The organism is Rhizobium sp. 10PS4, from assembly GCF_032464805.1.
GTDB classification, from domain to species: Bacteria; Pseudomonadota; Alphaproteobacteria; order Rhizobiales; family Rhizobiaceae; genus Rhizobium; species Rhizobium laguerreae.
Genome location: NZ_JAWDIW010000001.1, coordinates 594,945 through 607,323, shown reverse-complemented (window position 1 = coordinate 607,323; position 12,379 = coordinate 594,945). Strand labels below are relative to the sequence as shown.

Below are 12,379 nucleotides of genomic sequence, written 5' to 3'. Positions count from 1 at the left end.
TATGAACATTTGATGACACCAAGCCCGACGGTCATAAGGGGCCGCTGGCTGGAAGTATGAGTTTGAGTGGCCGATCGATTTGCGCGCTGGCCCTGCTTTGGGAAACAGCCTTTCACGGGCAGCGGCGTGCTTTGTGGCAGTTTTGCGACACTCGATGGAGCGCAGATGCTCACCTGGTTCCGAAAACTGATGCCGCGGGAAGAGCGCTTCTTCGATTTATTCGCCCAACACACAAAGACCGTCGTCGGTGCGGCGAAGCCCTCCAGTTTCTGTCCGCCTCTCTCCATTCCCTCGGCCATGGGCAATGACGCTAGAAAGACAATGTCCTATATTCGCAAGGATAATTGGCGGGTGATTTCCATGTACCGCCCTTGGTCGTCCTTTCATGCCAAAGTGCAACTGCACTCGGTGCGCTTTTCGATCCCATGGCGGATTGCCCACGCGACGGGATCGAAGATTACGCGTCTCAACCCAATGCAGGGCTTTTGCGCCGAAACAGGCGGAGCTCTGACATTGCTTGGCGTAACCTGGCCAGATATCCCGTTTTCGACCCACATACCATCACCGCTGGGGCTTGGCGGGCAACATTGTTGTTGTCGGGTGACACTCCCCGTCGCTGCGATCATTTTCAGCCTTAGACCATTGGCTTTCGGACCGCTTCCATCAACGATCCCTCATCTTGGTCATCGGCACGTCCCAATCCCGCAGGCCATCGCAGACCTCGACTCTGCTGGGCGCGCCGGTACGACCGCCGAATACCTGGCATTTGAGCGCCGCCGCCATGGATGCCCAGCGCATCGTCTCTTCGATCGGCAAGCCTTCGGCGACAGCCAGCGCGAAAGCGCCATGAAAGATATCGCCGGCTGCGAGCGTATCGACCGCCCTCACCTTCGGAGCGGCAAGATGGGCGATTTCGCCGGTTCGGTCCTCGAACCAGAAAGAGCCATTTTCGCCCGCCGTGACGCTGACGAAAGCTTGCTCGAACTTTCGTTTCAGAAGGCCGACGACCTTCACCAGCTCGGCTGCACCCGCAAGGCGCTCGGCGGCCGGCTGCGAGAATACGATGTGGCTGGCCGCCGGTGCAAGCATCTCGATCACGCCATCGGCTGCGACATCGCCATCGAGAATGGCCGGTTTGCCCGCCTCTCGCGCCGCAGACAGCGTCCGCAATGCAAGCTTCGGCCACCGGACGTCGACCAGCACCGCATCGAAAGAAGAAACGTCCTCTATTGTGACCGGCTTGACTGTCTCGTGCAGGCCCGCATCGTAGAAAGGCACAATCAGGCGCTCGCCCTGATCATCGACGAGAATGGTCGAGACGGCCGAGCGGGCGCCGTCCACGCGCAGCATGCCGCTCGTGTCTATGCCGCTGTTGCCGAGGTCGGCAATGATGCGTTCGCCGGTGGCATCGTTGCCGACTGCGCCCCAGAGGCTGGCATTGCCGCCCAGCCGGGCGACCGCAAAGGCGGCGCTCGACGCCATGCCCTCGGCGATCTGCAGCATGTCGTAGGGCAGAATTTTGCCCTGGCCGGCGGGCAGAGAGCGGACCCGAAACAGGGTATCCATCACCGCCGCGCCGACACAAAGAACGCGGCGCGCCGGGCCGGGAGGCGCTTCGAAGGCAGAAGAAGTCGTCAAGTTCGTTGTCTCACCCGCTTACTTGACGGCTCCGGCCGTCAGACCCGCCACGATCTGCCGTTGCGCAAACACCGTCAAGATCAGCACGGGCAAGGTGACGATCAATGCGGCTGCGGCGAGCGGACCCCAACTGACCTGTTCGAAAGACAGCATGTTATAGACCGCGACAGGAAGCGTGCGCGTCTCGCGGCTGGCGAGCACGATGCCGAAGACGAAGTTGTTCCACGAGAAGATGACTGACAGGATGAAGGCGACGACGATGCCCGGCCTGGCGATCGGCAAGGCGACCAAGCGGAAAACCTGCCACGGTGTTGCGCCGTCGATGCTTGCAGCCTCCTCCAGCTCCATCGGCGTCGTCTCGAAATAACCGATCATGATCCACACGACGATCGGTACGGTGACGACGAGATGGATGATGATCTGCGGCAGGAGCGTGCCGAGCAGGTTCAGCCACTGGAATAGCAGGAAGAGCGGTATCAGGAAGGAAAGGCCCGGCGTCATGCGCGCGATCATGATGACCATCGCGGACTTCTCCGCCTTCAGCCGCGCGATGCCATATCCGGCGGGCACGCCGATCAGCAGCGCCAGAAGCGTGGCAGCCCCCGTCACCAGCACCGAATTCCAGAGATAGAGGAAGAAGTTGTTCTCTTCGAAGACCTTCAGATAATTCGACCAGGCTAAGCGCTCCGGGATGAAGACCGGCGGATAGGCGCCGTTGTCGATCTCATATTTCAGCGACAGGGAGATCATCCAGAGGAAGAACAGGACGACCGGCGAGATCATCACCAGGGCAACAAACAGCAGTCCGATGCGATCGAGCGTCTTGCGCTTCATCAGCGTGCCTCCCCGTCGGACCAGTTCACGCGCTGCCGGAGCATCATAAGGACGAAGGAGAGCAGGACGATGAGGATGAAGAAGACAACCGCCATCGCTGAGCCATAGCCGATATCGTAGTAGGCGAAAGCAGTGTTGTAGAGATAGATGTTGATCGTCTCCGACGCCGTGCCGGGACCGCCTTGGGTCATGGCATAGATGATGTCGAAACTTTTCACCGCATCGATACTGCGGATGATCACGGCAATCATCAGGAACGGCGCGATCATCGGCAGCGTCAGATAGCGGAATTTCTGCCAGACATTGGCTCCGTCGATTTCAGCACTTTCATAGGGCTCACGCGGAACCGCCGCCAGACCGCCCAGCACGATCAGCATGATAAGCGGCGTCCACTGCCAGGTCTCGACCAGTACCAGCGACGGGATGACGCTGCTCTGATTATAGATCCACTCCTGCGGGCCGATGCCGATGAAGGAGAGGAGATAGTTGAGGACGCCGAGCTGCGGATGGTACATCATCGTCCAAACGAGTGCGATGGCCACGGGCGTGGCCATCATCGGCATCACGAATATGCCGCGGATAAGACCGCGCAACGGAAATTGAGCGTCGAAGATGAGCGCTGCGAGCGTCCCTAGAAAAAGGGGGACGACCACGGAAAGCGTCGTATAGAGCACCGTATGCCACAGCGAATCCCAGAAGCGCGCGTCCACGACCAGCCGCGCATAGTTGTCCAATCCCGCAAAGACCTGGGACTGGCCAAGCGTCCAGCTGTTGACGCTCATCCAAAGGGTAAACACCCATGGAAAAACAATGACGGCCGCAATGACGATCAGCGCCGGGATAACGAAAGGCCAGTAGTTAGGAGCAAACCGATCCGGTTTGCTCCTTCCTTTCGACGTCTTGGCCACTGCGGCCGTTTCGATGCTTGTCGAGGCCATTATCCCTCGCTTTTCGCCAGGACGGGTTCGAACTGTGCCGTCGCTGCCTTCAGCTCGGTTTCGGGATCGGCGCCGCCGATCATGTTGGTGAGACCGACACCATAGACGTCGCGGAACTCGGTGACCGGAATGATGACCGGCAGCGCGAGCTGCGAGATCTTGCCGGAACCGACGACGGCATCCAGCCAGGCGCCCGGCATCTTGACGCCTTCGCGGACCTTCGCATCCTCGAGGACGGACTGGCGGAAAGGAACGCCGGCGCCGGCCTGCAGCAGACGTGCGCCCATTTCATGCGAAATCGCCCATTGGCAGAAGAGGTACCCGGCTTCTTTCTTCTGGCTTGCCGCGACGACGCCAAGACCGTCGCCAAAAGTGCCTGCGGCTTGTGCCTTCGGACCTTTCGGCATGATGCCGTAACCGACCTGGCCGACGACGCGTGACTTTTCCGGATTCTCGATCGGCGGCGCAAAACCGACGCCGTCCAGCCACATGCCGATCTTGCCCTGCAGGAAGGCCGACTGCGCCTCGGCCCAGTTGAAGCCAGAAACGCCGGGAGGGGCGGTCTTGGTCATCAGTCTTTGATAGAGCTTGGCTGCATCGATCGCTTCTTGCGATGTCGTGCGCAGCTTGCCATCCGGACCGAGCGGGCTCGAACCATAGCCAAGCAGCAGCGACGTCCAGACCGGCGTATTGGCGTTCTTCAGGCCGCGGGCGACGAAGCCGTAGGTGTTGCTCGAAGGATCGGTGAGCGCCTCCGCAGCACTGGCGAGTTCTTCGAACGTCGTCGGGTAGGCGAGCCCCTTCTTCTCGAACAGCGTCTTGTTCCAGTAGATGATCCAGTAATCGACCGAGAATGGAAGCGAACGCAGAACGCCGTCCGGATCTCTGGCAAAAGTCAGGCCGGCTTCGGCGAAGTCGCTTTCAACCAGAGACGGGTCGGTCAGAGAGGGGTCCTTGAGAAAACCGCCGATATCGGCAAGCCAGCCGCCCTTTTCGAACTGCCGCTTCTGGACGTGGTAGCTCATGTGCACGACATCGAAGCTCGGCCTGCCGGAGCTCAGCTCGATGGTCGTCTTCTGACGCTGCTGTTGTTCGGGCGTCGCTTCGGCATTGACCTTGATGCCGGAGAGCTCCTCGAATTCGGACAAGTACTTCAGAAGTATTTCGCTGCGCGGGCTCTTGACCAGGTTGACTTCCAGCGTCGTACCGGCAAAGCGCTTCCAATCAACGGCAGCCGATGCCAACCGCACGCCGAGCATGCTGCTGGCGCCAAAAGCGGCCGTAGCTGCCAGAAAGCCGCGTCTCGTCGGGTTCAAAAACGATGACATGTGATTCCTCCTCCTTTTGCCGGCGATCTCCTCATCCCCGGCTGTTTATTTCCGATTATATCCTGAGCGCACGATCTCTTGCATGATTGATATGTGCGACAAGGCTGTTGACGGCGTCCTCCGCCGATCGTCCTTCGATCGCCTCGAGCACCTTCAGGTGCTCACCCATGACAGGTCCGACGTGACCATCGATGCGAAAACGGTCCTGACTGATCAGGCGCATCTTGATCGAGTTCACCCGGTAGGCGTTCGAGATGATGGTATTTCCCAAAGCATCGATAAAAGCATCGTGCATGCCCCAATCGACAGCTTGTGCGTGTACTTCCAGTTCGTGCGATCCATCGCCATTTCGAATGGCGTCCGCAATATCCCGATGCTGCTTCAAAAGCCCGGCGATCGTCTCGTCAGACGCAGAGCGGGTAAAAAGCGCGACCGCTTCCTTCTCCAGGAAGACGCGCAGCTGGAACGCCTCGCGAATGAGGTTAAGGTCGATATGCGCAATCTGCAAACCCCGCTGGGGCACCGTCTTGATCAGGCCTTCGGCTTCGAGCCTCGGGATGAGTTCGCGGATGGCGCCAAGCGTCAGCCCTGTCAGCTCAACGAGGCGGCGCTGCGAAACGAACTGGCCGGGGCGCACGTCACGCGCAAGAAGGTGGCGTGTGAAGCTCTCATACGCCTTTTCCCGCAGTGTCGGCTGCTCGTCCGTTCCGTCCATCGCCTCTCCCAGAAACATCTCCGACCTATGCCGCTTTCGAGCGGAAAAGAGTGTCGAACGCAAGAGCGAGTTGCGCCTGCCCTTCGCCGGATATTGAGACGAGTGGTGGTCGAACCGCAAGCCAGATTTCATCCGACGTCAGGTGAGCGACCATCGCTTTCACGGCGGCGGTCACCGGAAATTTCAGCAGTTCGGCCACGAAATCCTCGACGCGAGAATCATCCTTGCCTTCCTCCGCCATCAGCTTGACTTCGCGAGGTACGAAATTCGCCATGCCGGAGATCGCACCCTGGCCGCCAAGCCGCACGCCCTTCGCCAGGTGACGCTCGTCACCCACCAGGATGACGAGATCGCCATGCGCCTTCAATAGCGTTTCGGTAAAAGGCCAGTCGCCGGAGGAATCCTTGACGCCCGTGACGATATTGGGAAAGGCGGTCCGCAGTCGGCCGATCAGCGATACGCTCAGCGGAACCATGGTGACCGAGGGAATGTTGTAGACGATAATATCTCGCGCCTTGTCGCCCAGGATGGCGAAGACAGCCGAGAACCACTGGAAGACGCCATCGTCACTGACGTTCTTGAAGTAGGAAGGAGGAGCAAGAAGGATATTGCGGGCTCCCTTGGAAAGCGCATGGCCTGCCTGCATCGCCGCATCCTCCGCCGCGTCGACCAGTACACCGACGATGATCTGCTTTGCGGCTATCCCACTATCGAGCAAGGTAGCGAAAACACGCTCACGTTCCTGCGTGCCGATGGAAGAACCTTCACCCGTCGTCCCGAACAGCGTCACACTCGAGCACCCCGCAGCGAGGCTTCGGCGTGCCTGCTCGATCATCGCCTCGATCGCGATATCGCCATTGCTGTCGAATGGTGTGGCAAGAGCGACCGAGAGCCCGAATTTTTGTGTCAAATACGCTTCCTCCCAAAGAATGGATCAGGTGTAGCAAACTAACATGTTAGATGTAAAGAGGTGATTGCGCACTGCCTCGCTGCACGAATATCGAGGCAGTCGCTTTCTCACGATCAACTGGCATGCCTCACTGTCGGCCCGTTCGCCCGCACGAGCGCCATCAGCATCGGGCCGATCGCAAATTCGCCCCTCTCGGTCCTTCGGGTCAGATCTCTGAGATAACCGCCGGGCGAGTTAATGTGCCCTCCCCTTTCCAGGATGCAAGCGATCACGGTTGCGGCGTTTTCCGGCCCCATGCCCGAGCAGGCTTCCTCATAGGCCGAGGGGCTGACGCCGAGCATCGACCGCACGACGACGGCGGCCGACATCAAGTCTCGCCAATTGCAGATGCTTCCGCCAGGCCCGTAATCGAGAATACTCGGGCAGGCTTGGAGGACGAGGCCGAGCGGGAAGGACTTCAGGCCTGGTCCGGCGCTGGGATCGGCCGCGCGCCCCGTCCTGTTGCTCATCCCGCCGGAAGGCTTTTGCGGTTTCAATCTTCGTTCGTCCGACGACCCGGCGTTCGGGTCGTTATCGGCCGCTGCCTTTTCGTCCTGCTTCGTTTCGAAGCTTGGTTCAAGTTCATAAGTGGATTGGGGATTTGAATTCTGTCTGTGATGCTCAATTTGAGACTCATTGGCGTCTATTTTTTTCGTTTTAATCCGTCTTTCCAGCAGGTTGATGATCTCGGCGCGCAGCAGTCCCATCTCGTCGAGCAGCGGTGTCAGGTCTTCTGCGGTCGCCACGCGCGGAATTCGGGCAAGAAGCGCTCGAAACATCGTCGAAATGCCTTCCCAATCACCGGAAACCCCTTCTTCGAGCGCCGCCGCTATCAGCTTGGAGATATCGCGCCGGCACACCGTCAGGCGTTCCCTGGTCACCCGTAACAGCTCCCGGTCGGCAACCGCCTCAGCGGCCAGGCTTTCGATTTCGACAGCACGGGCCAGAAGCGGTGCGACGCTGAAGCCGAAGGCCTCACCGATGGCCCCTGCCCTGTCGCGGCGGGCATAGCGCTTTCCATTCGGGCTGTCCTTGCGCAGGATCAGGCCGGCCTCGACCAGGACGGCAAGATGCCGCCTGAGGGTGGCTGGGGTCATGCCACGAGCGCGCAACGAAAGCTGCGCATTCGACGGGAAGACGATCAGTCCCTTTTCCTCGGAGATCTCGTCATCAGGGTAGAAGGTCAAAAGCGCGTCGAGCACCGTCAACGCCCGATCGGTGACGCCAAGCGCCGGCCGCGCTTCGCAGATCGCCCTGAACAGCTTCCATTTGCTGCGTTTTATCCCCGGCTCGATGGTCTCGGCCAGTTGCTGGCTTGCCAGCATGCCAAGCGACATCGGCCGCCGCCCAAAGGGCGTCGTCACATATCCACTCTCCATTTGCCTTCACCTTCGTTCAGGCAAAAGAAAACCATCCACCAATTTGGTGCCTAAGACGCTTGACTGTGATTCGTGGAAATGCGATTCTCGATGTGCTTAAGATCTGAGAAGGGCTTCCACGACGGCGTCGTTGGGGGCCTTTTTCTTTTGCGCGCTACGCTCCTCTGTCCTTGTTGAACTCCTGGAACAGGCCCTTCAGCCTTTCCTGGACGAATTGATCGAAACCGGGCGCGGTCTTGCCGTCGAAGACGAAGGTCGCACCGGATGCTGTCTTCTTGATCATGACAGGCACGCCACTAACCGGGGTTTTGGCCACCGCCGGCTTCGGCGCAGCCGTCTTCTTCGTTGCCAGAACGAGTGCCCGCTGAAACCGCTCGTCGCTCGAAATTTTGCGCGCGTCGTCCGCGGACAACTCGGCGATGATCTTTTCGACGTCGGCTTTCTCAAGCCGCTCACCCAGTTCCAGCCATCGCCGGCGGCCGATATCAGGCGCTGCACCTATAGCGTTGACGAGATCAAGGGGGACCTGCCGGATGACGATCAGCATTCTCGACAGCGCCGCCTTGTCCACGCCGAGAGCCGCCATGATGACATCGCGGCCAAAGCTGCGTTCCTCGAGCCGCGATGCGAAGAGCGCGCGCTCGATGTAGGAGAGATTGGTTCGAGCGCTGTTTTCCTGTCCCTGGCTGACGACCAGCTGACCGTCACTGAGATCGCGGACGACCGCACGCACCCGGATGCCGATTTCTCGGGTGGCAGCCAAGCGCCGATGGCCGTAGGCGACCTGATAGCGTCCCCTGGTTTCGGGATGCGGGCGGACAAGGATCGGAACCTGCTGCCCATGCTCGCGGATCTGCTCGACAAGTTGCGCGAGTTCGGCCGCATCGATCGCCAATCGATCGCTGACGAAGGAAGCGTCGATCAGGCCGGGATCGAGTTCGACGATAGTCTGGCCGGTGGCAAGCTGCCGTTCCAGCTCACTCGCCCGCTCCATTTTCTCGGTAATGTTGCCGAGCGTCTTGGTAATGCCGCCGACCGGCGTGGCACTGCGCTCCTGCGGCACGAATCCGGCGATCGGGCGATTGTCGCGCGGTGCGACTGCGTCCATTCTTTCCGGGTTCGGAGCGGAGATTTCGATGAGGTTCTTGCGCGCCATCTATCTATTTCCTCCCCCAGGTCGAGCGAATATGCGCCTCGATCTCGCCATTCACGAGGTTGAGGGACTCCAGAGCCCGATCGTAGGTTCCGCGTGTAAACTGCGACCGCTCGACCTCGTAAAGGGTCTGCTTGGTGACGCCGGCGTCGGCGACCGCCGTAGACTTCACCATGGCGTTGTGGAGCATTCGATTGCCGAAGATCGCCCGCATGAAGCCGGTCATCTGGCTTTGCGGTCCGTCGTTCGGCTCGAACCGCGTCACGAGATAGCGCATCCAGTCATAGCTGGTACGCCCGCCGGCCTTTTCCACGACCGACATCAGCTCACTCGTCATCGTCAGAAACTGCGACATCGACATCACATCCAGCATCTGCGGGTGGACCGTGATCAAAACCGAGGTTGCCGCGCAGAGCGCCGACATCGTCAGGAACCCCAGTTGCGGCGGGCAGTCGATGACCACGACGTCGTAAAGGCTTTCGATCTCCGTCAGGACCTCGCCGATGCGGGCAAAGAACATCGTCTCCGCCGTACCCGACGCCATCGCCTTCGGCGTCTCGTGCTCGAATTCCATCAGCTCGAGATTGCCCGGAATGAGATGCAGATTGGGCGTGTAGGTGGCGCGCACGATGTCGGCGATGGGGCGCGGCTCCTCATATCGGATCGCACCGTAGATCGTTTCGCCCTCTCCGACGTCGAACTCCGGCTGATGGCCGAACAAGGCGGACAAGGAGGCTTGCGGATCAAGGTCGACGGCGAGCACGCGGTAGCCCCTGAGCGCCATGAACTGCGCCAGATGGGCCGCGGTGGTGGTCTTGCCCGAGCCGCCCTTGAAATTCATGACGGAGACGATCTGGAGCTTTTCCCCCGGCCTGCGGGCCGGCACATATTTCGGCGTTCCGTTTCGCTCGTCGAGGACCCGGCGAATCCGGTCCATATCGGTTGCACTGTAAAGCCGCCGTCCGTTTGCGAGCGGATCAGGCCCATGGCCGTCGGCGGCCACCTGGCGGAGATAACCTTCGCCGATACCGATGAAGGCCGCAGCTTCCGCCGGCGAAAATGTTCTGATGGTCTTTTGCGAGAGCGGGGGAAAGATTTTTGCCTGATGCTGCTGAAGTTGATAGGATAACTCCTTCGCATCTGTTGCCAGAAGCGACGGGAGATGCTCTTGATCGTCCTGAAGAGCAAGGCTCGGCTGCATGATCTTTTTCCCAAGTAACTGCGCAATTTTGAACGAAAGCGCTTCAGTTGCGCAGTTACTATATGCCTCGATTCGTTACCAATTTACAAATGCTTAACCAAACCGCCCGTTGCAGCCCGCCGAGACGGCTGGCGACGCTAGGCAGATTTCAGGCGGCATGAGCAATGCCATTGGCTCGAAATGACTGATAGGCCGGGTGGCTTTCAAGCCGACCGAGAGGTCAATGAATTCGCCGTAGAAATCCAAATTCATCAATAGGTTGGACGCTGTCTGCCTATTTCCCATCGTCCTTCAGGTAGTTGTTGCCGTTGATCACCAGAAGCCCGTCGGAACCATGTCGGGTTCGAATATGCTCATGCCTTCCGTCTTGCCGCTGCGTCGGTCACGTCGAACGACTAGAACGAAGCCGAAGGCCGATTTGTCCCGTCCGATCGATATGCGCGTTGCTCATGCGCCCCTCCCCTCGCGTTCGACTACCGCCGACGGAGTTTGGAGCTGGGCACGGCCATCTCAACCCTGAGCTTCATGAAGGTTTCTTGAATGCTTCGACACACGCCGTATCAATGAGCATCAATGAGCTTAGGAAACAGGCGCTATCAATTTTAATGACGGAAAATAGGTGCGATAGCGGCCGACATCACGAGTCAAAAGCGGCAGTTGTTCTACGGCTGCGTGAGCGCCGATGAAGAAATCGGGAAGCACGCCAGTGCGTGACCCGCCTGCCTTGCGATACTCCGTGAAGACCTTGCCCGCAAGAAACAGGGCGGCCTTCGGCATTGGTCTCATCTCGAGGCCGGCCTCTTCCAGAAAAGTCTCGAGAGCTTCGATCCTGTCGTATCGAACCGCAAGTTCGGCATAGATGACATCATTGATCAGCAGGGAACCTTCGACGCTCGCCGTCTCGAGTTGGGCTATGGACCAACTCGACCATTTCGGGTCATCGGTCACCAGGTCCAGAAGAACATTGGTGTCGACGAGCGTCACGTTTCGCCACGCGTCAAAGCCATGATGGCGTCGGTATCGAGGCCCTTGCCGGCATGGCCGCGCAGCTTCTCGAAGCGACTAGCCGGCCGCTTCCTGTCGGCGCGCATCAGAACCACACTGCCGTCGGCAGCGCGATGAAAATCGACCTGGCTGCCAGGAACGATGCCAAGCAAATCCCGGACCCGCTTTGGAATGGTCACCTGCCCTTTTGCGGTAACTGTCGTGGCCATATTGGGCGCCTTTGTAATACTTTCCTATTGAAGAGTATTACCTGCATTGTAAAATTTCAAGCCCAATGCTTGCTGCAGAAGCCGGTTGCTAAGCGGCCATCGACTGGTAGAGCCAGTCGGAAAGCGTCTGGCTCGCCATGCGCGCACCGGCGCCGGGAATCAGTGCGTCGATGGTCAGTTCGACGCCGAAATACGACGTGGATTGATCGGTTATCACCTGGCGTTCGTCTTCGTTCGCGGCGAGATAGATCCGGGCGATTTCATCGATGCCGAACTGCTCCGGGCCGCCGATTTCGACGACATCGCCCGAGGGAGCGCCGGCGGCCAACTCCGCCAGGAATGCGGCGACGTCCCCGGCTGCGACCGGCCTCATGAAGGCCGATGGCAATCGAAAGACATTGCCTTCAGCGCCGATGTCGATCAATCCGTTTATGAACTCGTAAAATTGCGTGGAACGGAGGATCGTATGAGGTCGACCTGAAGCGCCGATCAGATTTTCCTGCACCATTTTCGCGCGAAAATAGTCGCTCTCCACGAGGCGCGGCGTGCCAACGACGGAGAGTGCGAGATAGTGCCGGATGCCGGCTTGCCCCGCAGCTGCGAGCAAGTTCTTCGTCGACGCCTTGAAGAAATCGAACGCCGAACTGTCACCGAACGATGCGGCATTGGTTACGTCAACGACGATTTCGGTTCCCGCCATTGCCGCTTCGAGACCCTTGCCGGTCACCGTATCGACGCCCAGCGACAATGATGCGGCCGTGACGTCATGGCCCGAGCGGCGCAGCTTCTCGCTGAGCCGGGTTCCGATGAGACCGCTTGCTCCCACCACCATGATTTTCATGTCGGCATCCTCTGTTGCATCTCGTTTGCAATGCCTCGCGCGGCTCGACAATGGCCGGAAAGCCGCGCGCCTTCCATCGTGCTTGAGGTCCGGCGCCTTAGACCTGTGGCATAGCGGAGGCAGCCCAAGGTATAGTCTGTGCCATCGGAAGGAGGGAAGAGCCTTCGGATTGCGCGTTCGCCCCCGAAA

12 protein-coding genes and 1 pseudogene are annotated in these 12,379 nt (G+C 59.6%); 1 reads left to right on the top strand and 12 read right to left on the bottom strand.

The features are described 5' to 3' along the window. Positions 1-215: 215 nt before the first annotated feature. Positions 216-595 (top strand): annotated as a pseudogene (locus RWJ89_RS02745) (anion permease); the annotation flags it as partial. A 68-nt stretch (positions 596-663) separates the two neighbouring features. On the opposite strand, the gene RWJ89_RS02740 reads toward RWJ89_RS02745, so the two are convergent. From RWJ89_RS02740 to RWJ89_RS02685, 12 genes are all read right to left on the bottom strand, one after another. Continuing rightward, a complete protein-coding gene (locus tag RWJ89_RS02740; protein ID WP_077976973.1) occupies positions 664-1,638 on the bottom strand; it encodes a sugar kinase in 975 nt (324 codons plus the stop codon). A gap of 18 nt (positions 1,639-1,656) precedes the next feature. Continuing rightward, positions 1,657-2,472, bottom strand: a complete 816-nt coding sequence (locus RWJ89_RS02735; protein ID WP_131641231.1) for a carbohydrate ABC transporter permease — start codon at positions 2,470-2,472, stop codon at positions 1,657-1,659. Further along, complete coding sequence (locus RWJ89_RS02730) at positions 2,472-3,410, bottom strand: carbohydrate ABC transporter permease (RefSeq protein ID WP_131641232.1); 939 nt, start codon at positions 3,408-3,410, stop codon at positions 2,472-2,474. The genes RWJ89_RS02735 and RWJ89_RS02730 overlap by 1 nt, the downstream gene beginning before the upstream one ends. After that, positions 3,410-4,738: an ABC transporter substrate-binding protein gene (locus RWJ89_RS02725; RefSeq protein ID WP_316030540.1), complete on the bottom strand. Its 1,329-nt coding sequence runs from the start codon at positions 4,736-4,738 to the stop codon at positions 3,410-3,412. Before RWJ89_RS02725 ends, RWJ89_RS02730 begins: the two co-directional genes overlap by 1 nt. A 55-nt stretch (positions 4,739-4,793) precedes the next feature. Continuing rightward, positions 4,794-5,471 (bottom strand): GntR family transcriptional regulator, encoded by a 678-nt coding sequence (locus RWJ89_RS02720; protein WP_316030539.1) that lies wholly within the window; start codon positions 5,469-5,471, stop codon positions 4,794-4,796. Between the two features lie 7 nt (positions 5,472-5,478). Next, positions 5,479-6,363: a dihydrodipicolinate synthase family protein gene (locus RWJ89_RS02715; RefSeq protein WP_316030538.1), complete on the bottom strand. Its 885-nt coding sequence runs from the start codon at positions 6,361-6,363 to the stop codon at positions 5,479-5,481. 113 nt (positions 6,364-6,476) lie between these two features. Continuing rightward, positions 6,477-7,781: a plasmid replication protein RepC gene (gene repC / locus RWJ89_RS02710; RefSeq protein ID WP_316030537.1), complete on the bottom strand. Its 1,305-nt coding sequence runs from the start codon at positions 7,779-7,781 to the stop codon at positions 6,477-6,479. 154 nt (positions 7,782-7,935) lie between these two features. Further along, positions 7,936-8,937 carry a plasmid partitioning protein RepB gene (gene repB, locus RWJ89_RS02705; protein ID WP_168337411.1) on the bottom strand — a complete coding sequence of 334 codons (1,002 nt, stop codon included), beginning with the start codon at positions 8,935-8,937 and terminating at the stop codon, positions 7,936-7,938. A gap of 4 nt (positions 8,938-8,941) precedes the next feature. After that, complete coding sequence (repA, locus tag RWJ89_RS02700) at positions 8,942-10,135, bottom strand: plasmid partitioning protein RepA (RefSeq protein ID WP_017991335.1); 1,194 nt, start codon at positions 10,133-10,135, stop codon at positions 8,942-8,944. Between the two features lie 579 nt (positions 10,136-10,714). Further along, positions 10,715-11,119 (bottom strand): type II toxin-antitoxin system VapC family toxin, encoded by a 405-nt coding sequence (locus RWJ89_RS02695; protein WP_168280837.1) that lies wholly within the window; start codon positions 11,117-11,119, stop codon positions 10,715-10,717. After that, a complete protein-coding gene (locus RWJ89_RS02690; RefSeq protein ID WP_020047114.1) occupies positions 11,116-11,349 on the bottom strand; it encodes an AbrB/MazE/SpoVT family DNA-binding domain-containing protein in 234 nt (77 codons plus the stop codon). Before RWJ89_RS02690 ends, RWJ89_RS02695 begins: the two co-directional genes overlap by 4 nt. Positions 11,350-11,437: 88 nt before the next feature. Continuing rightward, positions 11,438-12,190 carry an SDR family oxidoreductase gene (locus RWJ89_RS02685; protein ID WP_222060700.1) on the bottom strand — a complete coding sequence of 251 codons (753 nt, stop codon included), beginning with the start codon at positions 12,188-12,190 and terminating at the stop codon, positions 11,438-11,440. Positions 12,191-12,379 lie beyond the last annotated feature (189 nt).